20 protein-coding genes are annotated in these 20170 nt (G+C 61.9%); 2 read left to right on the forward strand and 18 right to left on the reverse strand.

The window, feature by feature from the left end; translation table 11 throughout:
- Nucleotides 1-20: 20 nt before the first annotated feature.
- The 18 genes from B5G06_RS01175 to B5G06_RS01260 all read right to left on the reverse strand — a co-directional run bounded on the left by B5G06_RS01175 (nucleotide 21) and on the right by B5G06_RS01260 (nucleotide 17937).
- Nucleotides 21-950, reverse strand: coding sequence for a hypothetical protein (locus B5G06_RS01175; RefSeq protein ID WP_087187278.1), 930 nt, complete (start codon nucleotides 948-950; stop codon nucleotides 21-23).
- A 71-nt stretch (nucleotides 951-1021) separates the two neighbouring features.
- Nucleotides 1022-2371 carry a histidine--tRNA ligase gene (gene hisS, locus B5G06_RS01180; RefSeq protein WP_087187279.1) on the reverse strand — a complete coding sequence of 450 codons (1350 nt, stop codon included), beginning with the start codon at nucleotides 2369-2371 and terminating at the stop codon, nucleotides 1022-1024.
- Nucleotides 2372-3169: 798 nt separating this feature from the next.
- Entirely contained in the window at nucleotides 3170-3586 is a 417-nt protein-coding gene (locus B5G06_RS01185; protein WP_087187280.1) for a methylglyoxal synthase, read from the reverse strand.
- 27 nt (nucleotides 3587-3613) lie between these two features.
- A complete protein-coding gene (minD, locus tag B5G06_RS01190) occupies nucleotides 3614-4357 on the reverse strand; it encodes a septum site-determining protein MinD (RefSeq protein WP_087187281.1) in 744 nt (247 codons plus the stop codon).
- Nucleotides 4358-4444: 87 nt separating this feature from the next.
- Complete coding sequence (gene rsmG, locus B5G06_RS01195; RefSeq protein ID WP_087187282.1) at nucleotides 4445-5206, reverse strand: 16S rRNA (guanine(527)-N(7))-methyltransferase RsmG; 762 nt, start codon at nucleotides 5204-5206, stop codon at nucleotides 4445-4447.
- Between the two features lie 64 nt (nucleotides 5207-5270).
- A complete protein-coding gene (locus B5G06_RS01200; protein WP_087187283.1) occupies nucleotides 5271-7085 on the reverse strand; it encodes a WG repeat-containing protein in 1815 nt (604 codons plus the stop codon).
- A gap of 52 nt (nucleotides 7086-7137) precedes the next feature.
- Entirely contained in the window at nucleotides 7138-7491 is a 354-nt protein-coding gene (locus B5G06_RS01205; protein WP_087187284.1) for a hypothetical protein, read from the reverse strand.
- The gene (mscL, locus tag B5G06_RS01210; protein WP_087187285.1) at nucleotides 7484-7903 is read right to left on the reverse strand and encodes a large-conductance mechanosensitive channel protein MscL; all 420 of its coding nucleotides are present in this window, start codon (nucleotides 7901-7903) and stop codon (nucleotides 7484-7486) included. The genes B5G06_RS01205 and mscL overlap by 8 nt, the downstream gene beginning before the upstream one ends.
- A gap of 52 nt (nucleotides 7904-7955) precedes the next feature.
- A complete protein-coding gene (gene serS, locus B5G06_RS01215; protein WP_087187286.1) occupies nucleotides 7956-9257 on the reverse strand; it encodes a serine--tRNA ligase in 1302 nt (433 codons plus the stop codon).
- Between the two features lie 173 nt (nucleotides 9258-9430).
- Nucleotides 9431-9982, reverse strand: a complete 552-nt coding sequence (locus B5G06_RS14265) for a hypothetical protein (RefSeq protein ID WP_242955299.1) — start codon at nucleotides 9980-9982, stop codon at nucleotides 9431-9433.
- Nucleotides 9979-10869 carry a ParB/RepB/Spo0J family partition protein gene (locus tag B5G06_RS01225; RefSeq protein WP_087187287.1) on the reverse strand — a complete coding sequence of 297 codons (891 nt, stop codon included), beginning with the start codon at nucleotides 10867-10869 and terminating at the stop codon, nucleotides 9979-9981. Before B5G06_RS01225 ends, B5G06_RS14265 begins: the two co-directional genes overlap by 4 nt.
- A 2-nt stretch (nucleotides 10870-10871) precedes the next feature.
- Entirely contained in the window at nucleotides 10872-11657 is a 786-nt protein-coding gene (locus tag B5G06_RS01230) for a ParA family protein (protein ID WP_087187288.1), read from the reverse strand.
- Between the two features lie 186 nt (nucleotides 11658-11843).
- A complete protein-coding gene (locus B5G06_RS01235; protein ID WP_087187289.1) occupies nucleotides 11844-12650 on the reverse strand; it encodes a ParB/RepB/Spo0J family partition protein in 807 nt (268 codons plus the stop codon).
- A 102-nt stretch (nucleotides 12651-12752) separates the two neighbouring features.
- Nucleotides 12753-13442, reverse strand: coding sequence for a response regulator (locus tag B5G06_RS01240; protein WP_087187290.1), 690 nt, complete (start codon nucleotides 13440-13442; stop codon nucleotides 12753-12755).
- Between the two features lie 3 nt (nucleotides 13443-13445).
- The gene (locus tag B5G06_RS01245) at nucleotides 13446-13802 is read right to left on the reverse strand and encodes a helix-turn-helix domain-containing protein (protein WP_242955300.1); all 357 of its coding nucleotides are present in this window, start codon (nucleotides 13800-13802) and stop codon (nucleotides 13446-13448) included.
- 174 nt (nucleotides 13803-13976) lie between these two features.
- Nucleotides 13977-15233: a peptidylprolyl isomerase gene (locus B5G06_RS01250; protein WP_087187291.1), complete on the reverse strand. Its 1257-nt coding sequence runs from the start codon at nucleotides 15231-15233 to the stop codon at nucleotides 13977-13979.
- Nucleotides 15234-15389: 156 nt separating this feature from the next.
- The gene (locus B5G06_RS01255; RefSeq protein ID WP_242955301.1) at nucleotides 15390-16247 is read right to left on the reverse strand and encodes a YitT family protein; all 858 of its coding nucleotides are present in this window, start codon (nucleotides 16245-16247) and stop codon (nucleotides 15390-15392) included.
- A gap of 34 nt (nucleotides 16248-16281) precedes the next feature.
- Entirely contained in the window at nucleotides 16282-17937 is a 1656-nt protein-coding gene (locus B5G06_RS01260) for an S-layer homology domain-containing protein (protein ID WP_087187292.1), read from the reverse strand.
- Between the two features lie 256 nt (nucleotides 17938-18193).
- Here B5G06_RS01260 and B5G06_RS01265 point away from each other — a divergent pair, with 256 nt between their 5' ends.
- Together B5G06_RS01265 and B5G06_RS01270 are read left to right on the forward strand one after the other, a co-directional pair.
- Complete coding sequence (locus tag B5G06_RS01265) at nucleotides 18194-18766, forward strand: xanthine phosphoribosyltransferase (RefSeq protein ID WP_087187293.1); 573 nt, start codon at nucleotides 18194-18196, stop codon at nucleotides 18764-18766.
- A 102-nt stretch (nucleotides 18767-18868) separates the two neighbouring features.
- Nucleotides 18869-20137, forward strand: coding sequence for a BMP family ABC transporter substrate-binding protein (locus B5G06_RS01270; protein ID WP_087187294.1), 1269 nt, complete (start codon nucleotides 18869-18871; stop codon nucleotides 20135-20137).
- Nucleotides 20138-20170 lie beyond the last annotated feature (33 nt).

Below are 20170 nucleotides of genomic sequence, written 5' to 3' on the forward strand. Positions count from 1 at the left end.
GTTTTTGCCCTTGTTTGCAATTAACCCCGCAGGTCGATGACCTTGCTGTAGTACACCTGCACGTCGAAGTTCTTGTACAGGTCGGTGCCCTCCTTGGCGGTGACACCGAAGTGGGTGAGGGCGGTGTTCTTCACGTAGTCCAGGAAGGTGACGCCGTCCACGGTGTTGAACCAGTTGAACTCCATGCCGGCGGCGGCGCAGTCGGCCTCCAGGCCGTCGATCAGCTCCTGCACATAGGGCAGGTATGCCCCGGCGGTGGTGCCGTTGGTGAACAGCACGTCGGAGGGCTTGAGACCAGCGGCGGTGAAGGGGGTGTAGTCGGCGGGGGTGAAGGTCTGGCGCAGGTCGGTGCGGGCCACACGGGCCACCATGGCGGCGGTCTCGGCACGGGTCAGGCTGTTATTGGCAGCGAAGGTGCCCCAGTCGTCCACGCCGGTGAGGATGCCCGCGTTGTAGAAGCGCAGCACGGCCTCGTCCTTGGTGTCGGGCAGGGTGGTGATGGTGTTGATGGGGGAGAGCATCTCCTCGGGCACCACAGCGGCCAGGATGGACACAAACTCCTGACGGGTGGCCTGCTTTTCCGGGTCGGGCACGTCAATGCCCAGGTCCTCCAGGTACTTCACATAGGAGAAATACCAGGGCAGAGTCTTGCCGGGCTTGGGAGTGGCCATGGGGATAGGGTCTCCGGTGATGGCCTCGTTCATGCGGGCGGCGATGGCGGCCACCTCGCCCACGGTGAGGACGCCGAAGGGGGCAAAGGCGTGGCCCGTGCCCTGCATCAGTCCCACCTCGGCACAGATGCGGGCGGGATCTTCGTACCAGGAACCGGCCTCCACATCAATAAAGCCGGGGTATTCGTTGACCGAGGGGAAAGCCTCCTCGGGGGAGATGGCGGCGGCGGAGCCCACCAGCAGGGCGGCGGACAGGACCAGAGCGGCAAGCTTTTTCATGGAATGATTCCTCCTTGTCAAATGGCACAGGTTTGTCTTTTATAGACGGCTTGAAAGGGGGAAAGTTCCATTCAGTCCTTGTCCCGGATGGGAGCGCCGGCGGACCGGGCGGTGAGACCGGCCTGGACCAGAGCCACCGCCTCAGCGGGGGTCACGGTCTGCTGCTCGCCGGTGGTCAGGTCCTTCACGGTCACCTTGCCCTGAGCGATCTCGTCCTCGCCCAGGAAGGCGGCGTAGGGAATGGACAGCTTGTCGGCGTAGGACAGCTTCTGCTTGAACTTCTTCTTCTCGCAGTGGAGCTGGGCCCGCACGCCCGCCTCCCGCAGGGTGGTGGCAAAAGAGATGGCGGGGGAGAGGTCCTCCGTCATGGGCAGGATCAGCACGTCTGCGGGAGCGGTGTTCATCTCCTCGTTCAGGTAGCCCTGGGCCTCCAGCACGGAGAACAGGCGGGTCAGACCAATGGAAATACCCACTCCGGGGAGTTGTTTATCGGTATAATATTCCGCCAAGTTATCATATCGCCCGCCGGAGCAGATGGAGCCCACCTCGGGGTGGTCCAGCATGACGGTCTCATACACGGTGCCGGTGTAGTAGTCCAGGCCTCGGGCAATGGTCAGGTCCACCATGAAATGGTCCTCCGGTACGCCGTAGGCGGACATATACTTGACCACGGTCTCCAGCTCGGACACGCCCAGGTCAAAGAGCTCGTTCTTGCCCTTGAAAGGCTCCAGGGCGGCCATGGGGTCCTCAGCCGCCAGCAGGCCCAGCAGGGTGTCGGCGGTGTCGGCGGCCACGGCAAAGTCGTCCACCAGGATGGCCTTCACCTTCTCGGGGCCGATCTTCTCCAGCTTGTCGATGGTGCGCATCACGTCGCCGGCCTGCTCCTCCAGGCCCAGCAGGGCAAAGAGGCCGTTGAGGACCTTCCGGTTGTTCACCCGGATCTTAAAGCGGCGCAGGCCCAGGGCGGTGAAGGTCTTGTAGATGATGGAGGGGATCTCGGCCTCATTGGTGATGTCCAGGGCGCCGTCGCCGATGACGTCGATGTCGGCCTGATAGAACTCCCGGTAGCGGCCCTTCTGAGCCCGCTCACCCCGGTACACCTTGCCGATCTGGAACCGGCGGAAGGGGAAGGTGAGCTCGTTCTGGTGGAGGGCCACATACTTGGCCAGAGGCACGGTCAGGTCAAAGCGGAGGGACAGGTCGCTGTCACCCTTGGTGAAGCGGTAGATCTGCTTCTCGGTCTCGCCGCCGCCCTTGGCCAGCAGCACCTCGCTGGCCTCGATGGCCGGGGTGTCCAGGGGGGTAAAGCCGTAGAGGGAGTAGCTCTTGCGGAGGATGTCCACCATCCGGTCGAACTGCACCTGGCGGGCAGGCAGCAGCTCCATAAAGCCGGACAGGGTACGGGGTTTGATCTGGGCCATAGTGATGCTCCTTTGTAGAGTAATAGAGGCTGCTGCCTGCCAACGCCGCAAGTGCGGCGTCAAGCGTTTTGCGCAGCAAAACCTTGAAATAGGCCGAATTCAGTTCGGCCTATTTGAATCAAATCCGGGGCCCCCGGCGGGTCACCGACCCGCTGGGGCCAGCAGCTCCATAAAACCGGACAGGGTACGGGGTTTGATCTGGGCCATAGTGATGCTCCTTTGTATCGTAACATTTGGGATTTTGGCTCGGTGAGGGCGGATATCCGCAAAAAGGCGCTCTCGTCCCTTGTCACGGGACGAAAGCGCCTGCTTTCGTGGTGCCACCCATGTTCGGCGCTCGAAAAGCGCCCTCTGGCCTTCTGTTGCGGGAAGGGGACCGCGCCCGTCTCCGGGCCCGCTGGTGGAGCCGTCTCCCGGCCGCCTGCCGCAGGTCCTTCCAGCCAGGGGACCCTTCTCTGGTGCGGCGGTGTGAGCGGTACTTGCTCCGTCATTGCGGTTTCAGCTCTTACGATATTATCCCGAAAAGGGGGAAAAGTCAATCCTTTTCCACGCTTTCCGGCAATAAAACGGGCGGCCCGCAGGGGCCGCCCGTCTGAATCACGCGGTAAAGGGCTTGGTCTTGGGATTGATGATGTCTCTCCAGTCCAGGTCGCCCCGCGCCCCACCCGATGGTATCCATCGTGCGGGGACCCCAGTGATTTCAGATGCGGCCGCCGGAAGTGAATTCCGCCGGCCTTCGGCGGCATGAGCCGCCGCGCCGCCGGGGCGGCGTGCTGGAGCGGGGCGATGGTTTGCTGTTTAGGCGGTAAAAGGTTTGGTCTTGGGATTGATGATGTCTCTCCAATCCAGATCGCCCCGCTCCAGACCATGAATCAGCATCTCAGCGGTGGCCACGTTGGTGGCAACCGGGATATTGTACTGGTCGCACAGGCGGGTGATATACTTCAGATCCGCGTCCAGATCGCTGGACTGGGGATCGGAGAAGAAGAGCACCATATCGATCTCATTGTAGGCGATACGGGCGCCGATCTGCTGGCTGCCGCCGTGCTCATGGGACAGGAAGAGCTGGACGGGCAGACCGGTAGCCTCCGCCACCAGACGGCCTGTTGTGTTGGTGGCGCAGATCGTGTGCTTGGACAGGATGCCGCAGTACGCAATACAGAATTGCACCATCAGCTCTTTTTTTCGATCGTGGCTCATCAACGCGATATTCATACTACACCTTCTCTTCCTTTCGAGATATCAGGCTCGAAGCTTCATCAGGGGGACTTTTTGTCCCGTCAGCCGCTTGGCAATGTTTAAGTAGGCGATGGCAGCCCCTCGGCTGGCGCACAGGATGAGGGGTTCTCCCCGGTTGGCGCTGAGGATGACCTGGGGGTCCTCCGGCACGATGCCCAGCAGGGGCAGACCGGCGGTATCCATGGCGTCGTCAATGGTGGTGTGGAGCCGCCGCAGGATCTTGGGCTGCACCCGGTTGACCACCAGGTGGAGCTGGGGCAGCTGCTTGCGCAGCACCGACACGGTGCGCTGTGCGTCCCGCAGGGCGGAGGAATCGGTGGTGGAGACCACGATGGCCCGGTCCGCGGCACAGCAGGCCAGCCGGAAGCCCTCGCCCAGTCCGGCGGGGGAGTCCATCAAAATATAGTCGTACTTCTGCTTGGCCTGGCGGACCAGATCCCGCATGGCGTACTCGCTGAGGGGCTCGTCGGGCAGATTCACCGGCGCGGTGATCAGGTTCAGACCCTGGATCACCGGGTGGGGGACCGCCGCCCGCTCCAGCGGACAGCGTCCGCAGAGCACGTCGGTAAAGTCCATCAGGGCCCGGTCGCTGAGGCCCAGATTCAGGTCCAGGTTCCGCAGGCCGATATCCATATCGATGCACAGGACCTGATGTCCCAGAGCGGCCAGGCAGGAGCCTACGCCGCCGGTGAGGGAGGTCTTTCCTGTGCCGCCCTTCCCTGAAGTGATAACGATTGCTGTGGACATAGGTTCACTCCCGACATACAAGATTAGAATAACACATTATTTCGTCAGACGCAATGCTTAACTTAGTAACATATGCACAAATCTGCCTTAAAGGGGGGATTTCTGCATTCTGGCCCACCGGCGGGGATAGCCCTTGGGGGTGGGGGAGACCTTCTCCACCACCACCACCCGGTGGGTGACGCCGGTGCCGGGGATCTCATAGTCCACCCGGGGCAGCAGGCGCCCTCCCAGCTTGGCGATGGCCCGGGAGGCCTTGTCCACCTCGTCGCCGCTGTCCACGCTCTTCATGGCCAGGAACTTGCCGCCCACCTTCACATAGGGCAGGCACAGTTCGCTGAGCAGCTCCAGAGAGGCCACCGCCCGGGACACGGCGAAGTCAAAGCTGTCCCGGAAGCCCTCCTGGTGAGCCTGCTCCTCGCCCCTGGCGTGGAGACAGGTAACTTCGTCAAGGGAAAGTACTTTACATACAGTTTCCAACCAGTTGACCCGTTTGCCCAGACTGTCCAGCAGAGTGACCTTCAGAGAGGGCTCCAGGATCTTCAGAGGCATACCGGGGAATCCGGCGCCGGTACCCACATCGATGAGGGTCTTGTCTTTGAAGTCCTCGCCGATGGTAAGCAGGGCGGCGCAGTCCAGGAAGTGGAGGTCCACCACCTGGTCGGGATCGGTGATGGCGGTCAGATTCATGACCTGATTCTGCTCCAGCAGCATGGCGCCGTATTGGGCCAGGGCTTCCGCGCCTCCCGGCGTGTGGATGCCCAGGGTATCCAGCCCCTGCTGAATGCGGGGCAGCTGGGCGTCCAGACGAAAGGATGTGGAAGTCTGGGTGGTGTTTTTCTCGTCGGCCATGGATGTGACTCCTTTTTTCAGATACGTTTCCCCAAAGAGGGGAGGGGATGTGGAAAACCAACCCTTAGTTCAAGGTGATCCGGTAGGCGGCCCCGTCCATACCCACAAAGGCCTGCCCGTTTTCATCCACCGGCCCGGTCCAGTCGAAGATCTGGGGGGTGACGGGCTGGAAATTTCGGTCCAGGTAGTAGGTGCCGCAGGGGAAGTAGTTTCCGGTGAGGGTGATGTTCTGGCCGTTGTAGGAGGCGGCGGCGGCAGGTACGGCGGAGCCGTCGGCGGCAAGCCACTGGCCGGAGCTGCTGTAGAACCAGGGGCCGCCCCGGTGTTCCAGACTGGGCTGGGCGCAGGGGATGACCAGCTTGCCGGTGGTGTCGATGACCCCCCAGCCGCCCTCCTGCTTGACGGCGGCATAGCCGTCACGGAAGTATTTGACCTCAATATACTGGGCCGGGATGACCCACTGGCCCTTGGTGTTCACAAAGCCATACAGCCGGGCGCTCTCATCCAGGCAAGGGGCCAGTCCGTCGCTGAGCACGTCCCAATGGCCGTCGCCGGTGAGGGTGGCAATGGAGGCGCCGGTCCGGTCGTGGAGGATGGGATCGGCCCCATAGGAGGGCTGGCTGATAAACAAACCGTCGCCCAGCAGCTTGCAGGACCAGTTGGGCGTAAAGGGAACGGCGGCCCAGTCCTTGGTGCTGTCCATCACGGCGTAGCTATCGTCGGCGGCCTCCATCATCACCAGGCCGTCCTCGTTGGCGTCCAGAAACGCCGTGCCCGCCTCCGGGGTGTACCAGCTGCCGTCGGCACGGTACAGGGCCCAGTGGTCCTCATAGGTCACAGGGAGCAGGGAGGAGGTGGACCAGCTGCCCTCGGCCTTGCCCCCCTTCAGATCCAGGGGCGTGAGGGTGTAGCGGCTGTCGTCCACTGTCTTAATGGTGAACTCCTGGCGCAGCTCCGGCCGAATGAGCCGGGCCGCCATGGTGGCCATCTCCGCCCGGCTCAGGGTGCCGTTGGCACGGAAGGTGCCGTAGTCGTCGGTGCCGGTGAGGATGCCCGCCTGATAGAAGGGGAGGACCACATCCTTGGTCTCCTGGGTGGCGTCGGGGAAGTCGGTGATGTCGTTGATGGGCTCCAGCAGGTCGCCGGATACCAGGGAGAGCAGCTTCACGAAGTCCAGCCGGGTGGCGGTTGTGCCCAGGCCGTTGATCTGGTCGGGACCGGTGTGGAGCACCGTCTCCAGATAGTAGGCGGTGTTCCGGCTCCAGTCGCCGGGGGCGGGCCGCCAGAGGGCATCCCACAGATCATCGTAATACTGCTGGTAGTTCTGACTGTGGAAGTCAGGCTGGAAGTAGAACGGCGGCTTCCAGTTCTGGGTCTGCCAATTGAGAGTGCCGGTGTAGTTGGTGCCGTTGAGGGTGAGGGTGACGGTCTGGCCAATGGCGGCCTTCCAGCTCTCATCCAGATTGAAACAGAGCTGGAGGCTCTTTTCATCCAGCCAGAAGCCGGTGGATTGATTCTGCTGGAGACCGACGGACACACCGTCGGCCCGGGTGAGGACCACCTGGCCCCACTCGGCCGGCGCTTCAGGCAGGGTGCCGTCCCCGCCGTTCAGGATATGGTGGATGCGGGCGGCCAGAGTGGCCGCCTCGCCGATGGTGACGGAGCGGGTGGGGGAGAAGTTCCCGTTGCCGGTGCCGTTGAGCAGGCCGGTGACATAGCACAGCCCGGCGGCGTCGGTATACCAGCTGCCGCCGGCCACGTCGGCGAAGGACGCGGGCTCCCGCACGGCAGGGAAGGAGTCCTCCACGCCGGTCTGGGCGGCCAGGACGGGTGTTACAAGCAGAGAGCCGGTCACAAGCAGGGAAAGCAGTCGTTTCATTGCGCTTACCTCCGTTTCACGGTGGGACGTAAGGTCCCAGGGCTTGTTCCATTCAGATACCGAAATTGGCCAGCAGGGGAGGGATGCCCAGCGCCAGACTTACCACGAAGCCCACGGCGCAGAGCACCGCCAGAATGGCCATGGATACTTTGCGGGAATAGGTGCTGTCCGGGTGGCGGGTCAGATAGAGGGAGATGGCGAAGAACCCGGCGATACCGGGGCAGGCAAAGAGGGGGGCGATACCGGTGAGATAGTTCCCCTGATTGAAGAAGGGGTAGATGTTGAGGATCACAAAGCCCACCATGTAGACAATGCCCACCCAGGCCATGATACGCTTGACCGGGGAGGCGGGAACGTAGGGTTCCCGCTCCTCCCGGTTGGTGTTGTTGTCGGGCCGGTCAGTCATGGTTCTGCTCCTTCAGCAGATCACGGATCTCCGTGAGCAGCTGCTCCTGGGTGGTGAGCACAGGCTCTGCCGGAGCGGTCTCGGCGGCCTCCTCCTTCTTGCGGTGGAAGCGGTTGATGCCCTTCACCAGACAGAAGATGACGAAGGCCATGATGAGGAAGTTGACCACCGCCTGGATAAAGCTGCCGAAGGCGATGGTGGCGCCTCCCAGCTGGAAGGTGAGGGCGGCGAAGGTGGACTCGCCGATGAACAGGCCCACGAAGGGCATAAGAATGTCGTTGGTCAGGGAATCCACGATGGTCTTGAAGGCGCCGCCGATGATAACGCCGACAGCCAGATCCATTACGTTGCCACGGGCAATAAACTTGCGGAACTCGGCCATAAAGCCTTTGGTTTTCTCTTTTGCGGACATTTGGTACTCCTTTATTCTGTGCGGGCGGCCACAAGGGCCGCCCCTACGTTCATTAGTGCTTGGGCACCAGCACTTCCTTGCCGCCCATGTAGGGGCGCAGGACCTCGGGAATCTTCACGCTGCCGTCGGCCTGGAGGTTGTTCTCCAGGAAGGCGATGAGCATACGGGGAGGAGCCACCACGGTGTTGTTCAGGGTGTGGGGCAGGTAGGTGCCCTTCTCGCCCTTGACCCGCATCTTCAGGCGGCGGGCCTGGGCGTCGCCCAGGTTGGAGCAGGAGCACACCTCAAAGTACTTCTGCTGACGGGGAGACCAGGCCTCGATATCGCAGGACTTGACCTTCAGGTCGGCCAGGTCGCCGGAGCAGCACTCCAGCTGACGGACGGGGATGTCCAGGGAGCGGAAGAGCTCCACAGAGTAGCGCCACATCTGCTCATACCACTTCATGGAGTCCTCGGGCTTACAGACAACCACCATCTCCTGCTTCTCGAACTGATGGATGCGGTACACGCCCCGCTCCTCGATGCCGTGAGCGCCCTTCTCCTTGCGGAAGCAGGGGGAGTAGGAGGTGAGGGTCTGAGGCAGCTTCTCCTCGGGGATGATCTGGTCGATGAACTTGCCGATCATGGAGTGCTCGGAGGTACCGATCAGATACAGGTCCTCGCCCTCGATCTTGTACATCATGGCGTCCATCTCGGTCTGGGACATAACGCCCTCCACCACGTTGCCGTGGATCATGAAGGGGGGCACGCAGAAGGTGAAGCCCTTGTCAATCATAAAGTCACGGGCGTAGGCCAGCACAGCCTCGTGGAGGCGGGCAATGTCGCCCATCAGATAGTAGAAGCCGTTGCCGGACACCCGGCCGGCGGCGTCCATGTCGATGCCGTCAAAGGACTCCATGATCTGGGTGTGGTAGGGAATCTCATAGTCGGGGGTGACGGGCTCGCCAAAGCGCTGAACCTCCACATTGCAGGAGTCGTCGGGGCCGATGGGCACAGAGGGGTCGATGATGTTGGGGATGACCAGCATGATCTTACGGATCTCCTCGGCCAGCTCGGTCTCCCGGTTCTCCAGGAAGGCCAGACGGTCGGCGTCCGCCTTGACCTCAGCCTTCAGGGCCTCGGCCTCGGCCAGCTTGGAGGGGTCCTTCTTGGACTGGCCCATCAGCACGCCCACCTGCTTGCTCTTGGCGTTGCGGGCGGTACGCAGATCCTGGGCCTCCTGGATGGTCTTGCGGTTCTCAGCGTCCAGGGCGATGACCTGGTCCACCAGGGGCAGCTTCTCGTCCTGGAATTTCTTCTTGATGTTTTCCTTAACGATCTCGGGGTTCTCACGAACAAACTTGATATCCAGCATGGTGTGATACAACCTTTCTGATGTGTGATAGGGAAGAGAAGGCAGGCGGTTTTGTTCCGCCTGCCGTTTCACGTGAAACAATGTGCGGGGCAGAATGTTGTGACAGGTGGCCCGAGCCTTCTGCTCGGCTATCATGTCTTCGGTAAGGTGGGCGTTATATCCCACTAAACCGTTTAATACAGGGCTTCGTAGATCTCCTGATAGCGGTCGTAGGGGGAGAAGCGGTCGTTGTCGGTGATGCTCTCCTTGGGCAGGTACTCCGGCAGCTCTTCGCCCATATCCTCAATGAGGGTGCGGGCCTGGGTGTAGCGGCCCCGCACATAGGCTTCGTTGATCTGCCAGAACCAGTCCATGGCCTGGGTGCTCTTGGTCAGCTCCTCGTTCTCCTGCTCCAGTTCCTCCAGACGGTCCTCCTGATCCCGGATGGTCTGCTGGTTGTCGGAGACAGCGGATTGCAGATCTTCCACCTGTTTGGTCAGGGTTTCATTCTGGGCAATGGTATTTTGCAGGGACTGGGTGGCGGAGTTGGAGGTCTCCTGCAGGTTGTCGATGGCCTCCTGATTGGCCCGACGCTGCATGAGGAAGGACATGAGCAGCAGCAAAAAGGCTGCTGCGAACAGGATCATCAGATAGAAGAGCACCGGGTTGCGCTTGGTTGGCTTTTCATGCTCGGCCTCGTGCTGGAGGCGGCTGCGCTCCTGCTTCTCGGGATCGGGTTTGCTCAAAGGTCGGCACCTCCCTGATTGGAGGAAGGCAGCTGTTCCAGCAGGTCCAGCAGCGTGTTCAGATCCTCCGGATTATAGTATTCCAGCTCTATTTTACCCTTTTTCTTGCCGCTGATAATGTTAACCTTGCGGCCAAACCGGGCGGCCAGGGATTTTTCCGCCGCCCGCAGGTAGATGGACAGGTCGGGGCCGGGCGGGGGAGAGGGGGGCTCCTTTTCGCCGGCAGCCAGCCGCTTGGCCAGGGCCTCGGTCTGCCGGACGCTCAAGTCCTCAGCAATGACCTTCTGGGCCAGCTTCTTTTGCAGCTCGCCGGTGGGGGCGGCCAGAATGGCCCGGGCGTGTCCGGCGGACAGCTTACCCTCCTCCAGCAGCTGGTGGACGGGATCGGGGAGAGCCAGCAGACGCAGGGCGTTGGCCACCGCCGGGCGGGATTTGCCCACCCGCTGGGCCACCTCCTCCTGGGTGAGGCCGTACTCGTCCATCAGGACTTTGTAGCCGTTGGCCTCTTCCACCGGGTTCAGGTCCTCCCGCTGGAGATTTTCAATGAGGCCCAGCTCCATGACCTTCCGGTCGTCGGCCTCGATGATGACGGCGGGGATTTCGGTGAGGCCCGCGATCTTGGCGGCCCGCCACCGGCGCTCACCGGCGATGATCTGATAGTAGCCTGAGGCCAGCCGCCGCACAGTCAGGGGCTGAATGACCCCGTGGGTGCGGATGGAGTCGGCCAGGTCCTGGAGGGATTCCTCGTCGAACCGCTTCCGGGGCTGCTTCAGGCCGGGTTCCACTTGGGAGATGGGGAGGGAGAGGGAACCACCCTCCTGGGACTGGAGGGCGGCGTCGCCCAGCAGCGCGCCCAGGCCTCTGCCCAGGCCGCGTTCCAATGCCATAGTCATTCGCTCCTTTCTTCCCGGGTAATGGCAAATTGGTTGTGTTCCAGCAGTTCGGCCGCCAGGGCTCCATAGGCCTCAGCCCCCCGGGAATAGGGGTCATAGGCCTGCACCGGCTTGCCAAAGCTGGGGGCCTCGGACAGGCGGACGTTGCGGGGGATTACCGTGGCGTACACCTGACCGGGGAAGTGGCGCTTGACCTCCTCCGCCACCTGCATGGACAGATTGGTCCGCCCGTCGTACATGGTGAGGATGACTCCTTCCAGTCCAATTCTGGGGTTGAGGGACCGCTTGACGATGCGGATGGTAGAGAGCAGGTCGCTCAGTCCTTCCAGTGCGTAATATTCACACTGTACCGGCACCAGCACGGAATCGGCGGCGCACAGGGCGTTGAGGGTGAGCAGCTCCAGAGAGGGGGGACAGTCAATGAAGATATAGTCATAGTCTGTCTCCAGGGTATCCAGGGCGTTTTTCAGCAGATACTCCCGGTGGTCGGCGGTGATCATCTCCACCGTGGCGCCTGCCAGAGATTTGTTGGCGGGGATCACGTCCACATAGGGAGTGGACACCACAGCCTTGTGTACGTCGGCGCCGTTGAGAAGCACATCGTAGATGTTGGGGGAGATGGTCTTGTCCACACCGAAACCGGAGGTGGTATTTGCCTGGGGGTCAAAGTCGCAGACCAGCACCCGCTGGTCCAGCTTTTTCAGGGCGGCGGCCAGGTTGACGCAGGTGGTGGTTTTGCCCACCCCGCCCTTCTGATTTACAATAGCGATGGTTTTTGCCATAGCGCACCTGCCTTTTTCTTGTAAAGGTTCAGGCTCTATTATATCCCCTTGCCTGACGCAATTCAACAGCAAAAGAAAAAGAATGGTTGTTCCTTAAGTTGTTTCACGTGAAACACAGCTTAATTGTCAAACAGAAAAAGGAGTGTTTCACTGTTTCACGTGAAACACTCCAAAAGAGAGGGAAGGCTATGATTTGGGAATGGTAATGGTCAGCTGGATGGAGTCCGCCGTCTCCTGGCGCTTGCAGTTGGCGTTCACCCCGGCGCTTTTCATGATGGACAGCCCACGGGTGACGGTGTTGAGGAAGAGCCGCACATCCTTAATAATAAAGGCGGGCTTCTTTCGGGCGGGCTTGTCCGGGGCGGGGTGGAGCAGCTCCTCCACATATTGCTCGGTCTTGGCCACCGTCAGGCCCTCCTCCGCCACATAGCGGGCAGCCGCCTCCTGGGCGGCGGGGTCGTCCAGTTTCAGAAGGGCCCGGGCGTGGCGCTCGGTGCAGCCGTGCTCCCGGAGGACCGACAGGGCGGCAGGGGGGAGCCGCAGCAGCCGCAGCTTGTTGGCCACGGCGGACTGGGACTTGCCCACCCGTTTGGCGGCCTCCTCCTGGGAGAGACGGTAGGTCTGAATGAGAGAGGACAGGGCGGCGGCCTCCTCCACAAAGTCCAGGTCCCGGCGCTGTAAATTTTCCACTAGGGCCAGCAGGGAGGACTCCTGCCCGTCTACACTGACAATAATACAGGGCACTTCGGTGAGCCCCGCCAGCTTGGAGGCCCGCAGACGGCGTTCTCCCGACACCAGTTCCAGCCCGGTGCTTGTCCGGCGCACCGACAGGGGCTGGAGCACCCCGTGCTCCTTAATGCTGGCCGCCAATTCCTCCAGCCCGTCCTGGGCAAAGACCTTTCTGGGCTGGGCCGGATTGGGGGAGATGGCGGAAATGGGCATAAACTGGACCCGGTTGCTTTCAAACAGGCCCTTTCGACGTAGCAACGGCATAAAAGCGCCTCCTTCGCGGTGGTAAGTAGTTGGTCTGACTATAGATTACCATATTTTTCCGCAAAAGAGGCCTAAGGGTGTCGAATGGGAAATATTTTCCATTTACCCGCCGCCCTGGTCCAGAGCCCGGGCCAGGTGTCGGAGAAAGATCAGATTGCTGGGCCGCTGGGGCGGCAGGCCGTCCATAAGGGCCAGATAGCCGGGGGATGGGTTGGTGTGGAGCTTGTCCACCATGGAGCGGATATTCTTTTCCACGCTGCCGTAACAGGTGCGCTGACCGGCAATGGTGGGGGCGTAAGCCTCCTTCAGCAGGGCGTTGGGGTGCTGATGGAGGACCACAGCGGCCCGTGCAGCCGCCTCCATGCCCAGGCCGGAGGCTCCCATGGAGGACAGCAGTTCCAGAGCCTGGCGCTCCAGAGGCGCGCCGCAGAGGAACTGGAGCAGTTCCGGCAGGGCCTGGACATTCACTGGCTTGACCAGATAGTAGCTGGCGCCCAGGGAGAGGGCGCACCCCACCACCCCCTGGTGGGAGATCTGGGAGGTGACCACCACCACAGGGCCATCCCGCCGCCGGCCCATGGCCCGCAGCACCCCCAGCCCGTCCAGGTTGGGCATCACCAGGTCCAGCAGCACCGCGTCGGGCTGCAGCAGGTCTATGAGGGCCAGGCACTCCAGCCCGTCGGCGGCCACACCGCACAGGGAGAGCCCGGGCAGCCGGGGCAGGGCTTCGCTCAGCAGCCGCCGGGCGGCGGGGTCGTCCTCCGCCACCAGCACCCGAATGTGGGCAGCCATGCCCTATTCCTCCGGGCCCATGGCCTCTGCCGCCTCCAGGGCCAGCAGAAGCATATGGGCGGCCAGTTCCCGGTCCAGAGGAGAGGTCTGGCGCAGATGGCGCTCCAGTCGATCCACCGCCGGGTCCTCCGGCGGAGTGCCGTGGGCCAGGAAGTCCAGTCCTACTCCCAGCACCTGACTCATCTCTACAAAAATAGACATAGACATACACTTTTTACCCTGCTCAATGTCGCTGACGTACTGAGCTGTAATGCCAAGCTGCTCGGCCAGCTGTTCCCGGCTCATGCCCAGCTGGGCGCGGGAGTTCCACACCCGTGTGCCCACTTCACCCAGCCACCGCTTTTTCTTTTGTTTTTCCACAGCAGCCACCCCGCATATCTGAGGATATCCCAACTATAGATATAGGGTGTCACAACTCAGTATTTTTACAAGAAACTATCGTTTTAAATCAAATAATTATAGTTGAAAGAATGAATAAAAAACGCAGCAGCCGGGACAAAGCCGGGCTGCTGCGTGGGGATGCGAAAAAGGGCCTCAGGCTGCGGGGGAGGCGGAAGGCTCCGCCGCGGGGGATTCGGTCTCAGGAGCGGGGCTCTCGGTCTCCGCCGAGGGGCTGGCAGAGGCGGCGGCCTCGGCCTCAGCCTGCTGCTCCTCCTGCCACTCCAGGACCATGTTCATCATGAAGTCGTAGAAGGCCTTGGGGTCCAGGTTGTCATAGGCCTCGGTGGTCTCCACCTTGGCGTCCGCCGTCCACTGGTCCAGCAGCTGGTTCATGGCATAGTCGGTGTAGGCGGTGCGGGTCTCCTCATTGTCGGCGTCCTGCCGCAGCAGGATGTGGTAGCCGTAGTCGGTCTCCACGGGCTGGCTGATCTGGCCCACCTCCAGCTCGGTACCGGCGGTGACGAACTCGGTAACCAGGGAGCCGCTGCCGTCCACCATGGCGCCGGTGGACAGGAAGGTGTAGCCCTCAGGCTTATACAGCTCGCCGGTGGTCTCGTCCCGGCCGTCGTCGCTCTGCTCGTTCATGGCGGCGTCAAAGGCGGCGGCGGGATCGGCAGCAGCGGTGATCTCAGCATACAGGGCGTCGGCCTCCGCCTTGGTGGCCGCCTTCTCCTCATCGGTGGGATCGGAGCCGTCGTCGTGCTGGGGGAAGGCCAGCAGGATGTGCTTGCAGCTGTAAATGCCCTCGGAATCGATCATGTTCCGGATGTCATCATCGGTGGGGTCCAGCTCGCCGGACTCCTTCAGGGACTCCTCCAGGCCGGACACCAGGTAGTAGGCGTCGTTCAGGCCCAGGTAGCCCTCCCGGCTGATGCACTGCTGGTCCAGCCACTCCTGGGTGGTCAGGCCGTAGTAGGCCTCATACATGGCGCCCATCTGGTCCAGCTGCTCCTCAGCCTCGGCCCGCTGATCCTCGGTGACCACGATGCCCGCCTCATCGGCGTGGTTGGCCACGGAGGCGTACAGCTTGCTGATCTCCAGGGCCTGCTCCTTCAGATAGTCGGCGGTGGGCTGACCTTCGATCTCCTCCTCCCAGGCCTCGTCGTCGGCCAGATAGCCGGCGCTCTTGGCGGTGGAGATGCTGGTCAGCAGCCAGTACAGGTACTGGTCGGCGGTGACCTCCCGGCCGTCCACGGTGAAGAGCACGGTGTCCCGGCTCAGGCCGGTGGCCTGGTAGGCGATGTCGTCGGCAGCGGGGGTGGGCTGAGGCTCCGCCGTGCTGCAACCGGCCATGGCCCCGGCCAGAAGCGCGCCGCTCAGTCCGGCGCACAAGAGCTTCTTCCAATTCATATCTCGTTCCTCCTTGTGATTGCCGGACTGTTCCGGCGAAACAGCACTAGTGTACACCTTTTTTTCTCTACAGGCAAGAAAACCGGGGCGGCGTTCATCGAAAATTCACAAACGCCGCCCCGGTACAGGGGGTATAGATCTATCGGTGTTCTGCCCCTACGCCCGCAGGAAGCCCTTGCCGAAAATCTCGCTGGAGTTGGCCACGATCATAAAGGCGTGGGGGTCCACCTGCTTCAGATAGCGGCGCAGGGTGACCGCCTGCCTGCGGGAGAGAACGGTGAGCACCACGTGGTGGACGTCGTGGGTGTAGGCGCCCTGAGCGGTCCAGACGGTGGCGCCCCGCACCAGTGTGTGGGTCACATAGTCGCAGACGTGTTCCGGGTCGGAGGTGATGACAAAGAAGGCCTTCCGGCGGTTGAGGGACTCGATGGCCGAGTCCACCAGCACCGACTTGAGGGCCAGACCCAGCAGGGAGCACAGGCCCGCCGTGGCGTCAAAGACGAAGAGGGCGGCGGCCGCAATGGCCACGTCCGAGATGAGCAGGGCGGTGCCCACGTCCAGACCGGTGTACTTCTTCAAAATCATGGCGGCGATGTCGGTGCCGCCGGAGGAGGCGTCAATGTTGAACAGAATGGCGGCCCCCAGGGCGGGCAGGATGACCGCGAAGAAGAGCTCCAGCATCAGCTGATCGGTGAGGGGGGCGGTGAGGGGCCACACCCAGGAGAATACCTGGATCAGGCCCGCCGACAGCAGGGAGCAGTACACCGTCCGGAACCCAAAGCTCTTGTCCAACATCAGAAAGCCCAGGATGAGGAAGAGCACATTAATAATGGTGTTGTAGGAGGAGGCCGACAGCACGGGCAGCACCTTGCCCAGCAGGATGGACAGGCCGGACACACCGCCCATGGAGAAGTTGTTGGGGAATTTGAAGCAGTAGACGCCCACGGAGATCATGACCGTGGCCACGTTCATCCAGAAAAATTCCTTCCAGAATCGCTTTTTGTCCGATATCATGTCCATCTCTCCTTTTCGTCAGGGGGGAGTCCTGTCATCGGGCGGCCTGGACGGCGCTCCACACGTCATAGCCCTCGGCGGCGGGAATGACGCCGATCCGCCACAGGGAGACCCCGGTGACCCCGAACATCCGGGCCAGCTGGAGCTTGTCGGCTACGCTGCGGGCGTCCTCGTACCAGACCTTGTAGCGGCTGCCGTCCTCGGCGGTGTAGAGGGCGTAGGGATTGCGGTACTTGTCGCTGTAGGTCACCACCGTGTCCGGCTGGGCCAGCCGGGCGGCCAGGGTGGAGGCGCCGGGGTGGTAGATGGTGGTGTCCAGGAGTTTTCCATCCTCGTCAATATGGAACCCGGCGGTGCCGAAGGAGATGGCCAGGGCGATCTTGCTCACATCCCGGACGCCGGTATCCGGATCGGTGATGTCCCGCAGGGCCTCGTACACGCTGGCAATGGGGGTGACGGGGGAGTCGGTGTTGCCGGTGCCCACATAGGACTCGGGGATGGAGATCCACTGGTAGTCGTGGGCCATGAGGATCACCTTGTCGCACACCTCACCCAGGCCACGGTAGTCAAAGCCGGTGTACCAGGTGTCGGGCTGGACGCACACATACAGGGTCTTGCTGTCGGGCAGAGCGGCCCGCAGCTCCTGCATGAAGGTGACATAATTCTTCTTTATGGTATCCCCCTTCAGCCCCTCGAAGTCGATGGTCAGGCCGGCGTAGTCCCCGGCGGCGGCCACCAGGGCGTCAATGGCCTGGGCCCGGGCGTTGGAGTTGTTGACCACAGCGGCCACGGTGGAGGTGGTGGAGCCGTCGGCCAGGGTCACCGAGTCGGTGGCCGAGCCAAAAACGCACAGGTTGTAGTCTACCCCGTGGCTGGTAAAGTAGTCGGTGGCGGGGGTGGGATCGGAGGGTTTCACCCAGTCGTTGCCGTTTGTGCTGGTGGAGTTGAGGGTGGGGCCGTTTTCGCCGTACTCCAGCCGGGCCCAGCCCACGCTGACGGCGTCCATATCGGCGGTCAGGTTGATCTGGGAGTAAGAGGAGAAGGCGTAGAAGCCGTGGAGCCAGTCCACCTTGGAGATGTACCGCTCATATACCCGCACCAGCATGGCGGCGGCCTCCTCCCGGGTGGCGGAGTGGGAGGGCAGGAACTTGAGCTGACCGTTGGGGCCGGCCACCCCCTTGATCATGCCGATGTCATAGGCAATGGCGATGTAGCCCGCGTTGCTCTTCACATCGTCAAAGGGGAGGGACAGGGAGGACAGGTCCTGGGCCAGGGTGTCGTACCCCAGGGCCCGGACCAGCATCACCGCCATCTCCTCCCGGCTGATGAGATCCAGGGGCCGGAAGGCGCCGTTGGGGTCCATCACGTCGTGGGCCCGGGCGGTCTCCACCGCGGAGTAGTACCACTCCTTGGTGCCGCAGTCTATGTAGGAGGGGGAGGACGGGGAGATCATGTCCCAGTCAAACATCCGGCACAGGACGGTGACAAATTCCGCCCGGGTGATGTCGTCGCCGATGCCGAACCGGCCGTCGGGGTAGCCCTCCATCAGGCCGTAATCCCGGGCCTTGTCGATGTCGGCCTGGGCCCAGTGGCCGCTGGTATCGGAAAAAGCCCGGGCGGCGGGGGAGAGGGGTGCGGCGCAAAGCAGTAAAACGGCGGTGAGAGCCGCCGCACAGATCCGGCGCTTCATGAAAAAAAGACCTCCTTTATCATGGGTAAAACAGGGATCTGGGTCTCACACCCCCTATTTTAGCAAAGGAAAGGGGAAAGTACAACGAAAAACGGAGGGCCTCCCGGGCGGGAGGCAGAAAAAACCCTGTATAAATCAGACAAAATGAATAAAAAGAGGTGACGAGAGCGCTGTTTTTTGATAGAATATGGTCGGTTGCAGAGGGATGCAGAATTCGATACAATAAATATGAATTTTTTGTTAAGGAGACGGCGGTATGAAATTGCTGGAAGATCGCATCCGCACCGACGGCATCATTCGGGAAGGCGGCGTGCTGAAGGTGGACAGCTTCCTCAATCATCAGATGGATGTCAAGCTGTTTCAGGAAATGGGTAAGGAATTTTTGCGTTTGTACAAGGACTGCGGGGTTACCAAGATTTTGACCATCGAGGCATCGGGGATCGGGATCGCGTGTGTGGCCGCGCAGTTTTTTGATTGCCCGGTGATCTTTGCCAAGAAGAACAAGACCAAGAACATCGCCGGCGACGTGTATACCTCCAAAGTGGAGTCCTTTACCCACGGCAAGGTATACGATATCATTGTGGCCAAGCAGTTCCTGCTGCCCGAGGACCGGGTGCTCATCATTGACGACTTTCTGGCCAACGGCTCTGCCCTCCAGGGCCTCATCAAGCTGGTGCGGGACGCCGGGGCTGCCCTGGTGGGCGCCGGTATCGCCGTGGAGAAGGCCTTCCAGCCCGGCGGCGACCTGATCCGCGGCATGGGCGTGCGGGTGGAATCTCTTGCGAGAATTAAGAGTATGAGTGTAGAGGACGGCGTGGAGTTCTGCTGAGCGGCCTGCCGTCATGAGTGTGTTCAGACCAGCCTGTAGGGAAGCAGGCTGTTTTGAAGGAAAGAATGGAAGATTTTGTGGATCAAAGGAGGAAACTTGGACATGAAGAAGAGAAAACTGCTTGCACTGCTCCTGGCCGGCGCCATGATGGTGGGCCTGGCTGCCTGCGGCGGCGGTGGGGACAGCGAGACCCCCGCTGGCGGCGAGACCACTTCCGGCAGCACCGAGACCCCCTCTGGTGAGGGCAAGAGCGTCAAGGTGGGCCTGATCTGCATCGGCGACGAGAACGACCAGGGCTACACCTACAACTTCATCCGCGGCAAGGAGGCTGTCACCGAGAAGCTGGCCGCCAAGGGCATCAACATCGACTGGCAGGTCAAGTGGAACATCGGCGAGGACTCCTCCTGTGAGGACGCCAACATCGAGCTGGCCGAGGCCGGCTGCGACCTGATCATCAACAACTCCTACGGCTTTGAGCCCTTCATGCTGAAGGTGGCTCCCGACTACCCCGAGATTGAGTTCATCGCCTGCACCAACCAGGCTTCCTGGAACGACGGCCTGGACAACACCCACAACGCCTTCGCCAACATCTATGAGGGCCGCTACCTGGCCGGCGTGGTTGCCGGTATGAAGCTTCAGGAGATGATCGACAACGGCGAGATCACCGCCGACCAGGCCGTTATCGGCTATGTGGGCGCTTACTCCTTCGCCGAGGTGATCTCCGGCTTTACCGCCTACTACCTGGGCGCCAAGAGCGTGTGCCCCAGCGTGACCATGAAGGTCCAGTTCGTGGGCTCCTGGTCCGACGCCTCTGAGGAGGGCAATGCCGCCCAGGCTCTGTGCGACGCCGGCTGCGTCATGATCTCCCAGCACTCCGACAACACCACCCCCGCCACCGCCGCCCAGAACAACGGCGCTTTCCACACCGGCTACAACAACGACATGATCTCCGTGGCTCCCGATTCCTCCCTCATCGGTACCCGCATCGACTGGTCCGTGTACTTTGAGTACGCCATCGAGGCCGTGGCCAACGGCGAGGAGTTCGACCAGGATTGGTGCCACGGCATGGACGAGGGCGCTGTGGTTATGACCGAGCTGAACACCGACATCGCCGCCGAGGGCACCGCTGAGAAGCTGGCCGAGGTGGAGGAGCAGATCCGTTCCGGCGAGCTGCAGGTGTTTGACACCTCCACCTTCACTGTGGAGGGCCAGCCCCTCACCACCTGCATGGCCCTGGATACCGACGGCGACTTCGTGGCCGATGACCAGGAGGCCGTGTTTGACGGCGCTTTCCATGAGTCCTACTTCCAGTCTGCGCCTTACTTCACCGTGCAGATCGACGGCATCGAGTGGCTCAACTCCGCCTATTGATGACCTTAACCCAAAAGAGGGCTGCACACGCAG

This window comes from Flavonifractor sp. An52 (assembly GCF_002159385.1).
In the GTDB taxonomy this organism is placed as follows: Bacteria; Bacillota; Clostridia; order Oscillospirales; family Oscillospiraceae; genus Flavonifractor; species Flavonifractor avicola.

What these genes read in the sequence shown, in the direction of transcription:
- B5G06_RS01175 (WP_087187278.1), bottom strand. Translation starts at nt 950, where the DNA reads ATGAAAAAGCTTGCCGCTCTGGTCCTGTCCGCCGCCCTGCTGGTGGGC.
- hisS (WP_087187279.1), bottom strand. Translation starts at nt 2,371, where the DNA reads ATGGCCCAGATCAAACCCCGTACCCTGTCCGGCTTTATGGAGCTGCTG.
- B5G06_RS01185 (WP_087187280.1), bottom strand. Translation starts at nt 3,586, where the DNA reads ATGAATATCGCGTTGATGAGCCACGATCGAAAAAAAGAGCTGATGGTG.
- minD (WP_087187281.1), bottom strand. Translation starts at nt 4,357, where the DNA reads ATGTCCACAGCAATCGTTATCACTTCAGGGAAGGGCGGCACAGGAAAG.
- rsmG (WP_087187282.1), bottom strand. Translation starts at nt 5,206, where the DNA reads ATGGCCGACGAGAAAAACACCACCCAGACTTCCACATCCTTTCGTCTG.
- B5G06_RS01200 (WP_087187283.1), bottom strand. Translation starts at nt 7,085, where the DNA reads ATGAAACGACTGCTTTCCCTGCTTGTGACCGGCTCTCTGCTTGTAACA.
- B5G06_RS01205 (WP_087187284.1), bottom strand. Translation starts at nt 7,491, where the DNA reads ATGACTGACCGGCCCGACAACAACACCAACCGGGAGGAGCGGGAACCC.
- mscL (WP_087187285.1), bottom strand. Translation starts at nt 7,903, where the DNA reads ATGTCCGCAAAAGAGAAAACCAAAGGCTTTATGGCCGAGTTCCGCAAG.
- serS (WP_087187286.1), bottom strand. Translation starts at nt 9,257, where the DNA reads ATGCTGGATATCAAGTTTGTTCGTGAGAACCCCGAGATCGTTAAGGAA.
- B5G06_RS01225 (WP_087187287.1), bottom strand. Translation starts at nt 10,869, where the DNA reads ATGGCATTGGAACGCGGCCTGGGCAGAGGCCTGGGCGCGCTGCTGGGC.
- B5G06_RS01230 (WP_087187288.1), bottom strand. Translation starts at nt 11,657, where the DNA reads ATGGCAAAAACCATCGCTATTGTAAATCAGAAGGGCGGGGTGGGCAAA.
- B5G06_RS01235 (WP_087187289.1), bottom strand. Translation starts at nt 12,650, where the DNA reads ATGCCGTTGCTACGTCGAAAGGGCCTGTTTGAAAGCAACCGGGTCCAG.
- B5G06_RS01240 (WP_087187290.1), bottom strand. Translation starts at nt 13,442, where the DNA reads ATGGCTGCCCACATTCGGGTGCTGGTGGCGGAGGACGACCCCGCCGCC.
- B5G06_RS01250 (WP_087187291.1), bottom strand. Translation starts at nt 15,233, where the DNA reads ATGAATTGGAAGAAGCTCTTGTGCGCCGGACTGAGCGGCGCGCTTCTG.
- B5G06_RS01255 (WP_242955301.1), bottom strand. Translation starts at nt 16,247, where the DNA reads ATGATATCGGACAAAAAGCGATTCTGGAAGGAATTTTTCTGGATGAAC.
- B5G06_RS01260 (WP_087187292.1), bottom strand. Translation starts at nt 17,937, where the DNA reads ATGAAGCGCCGGATCTGTGCGGCGGCTCTCACCGCCGTTTTACTGCTT.
- B5G06_RS01265 (WP_087187293.1), top strand. Translation starts at nt 18,194, where the DNA reads ATGAAATTGCTGGAAGATCGCATCCGCACCGACGGCATCATTCGGGAA.
- B5G06_RS01270 (WP_087187294.1), top strand. Translation starts at nt 18,869, where the DNA reads ATGAAGAAGAGAAAACTGCTTGCACTGCTCCTGGCCGGCGCCATGATG.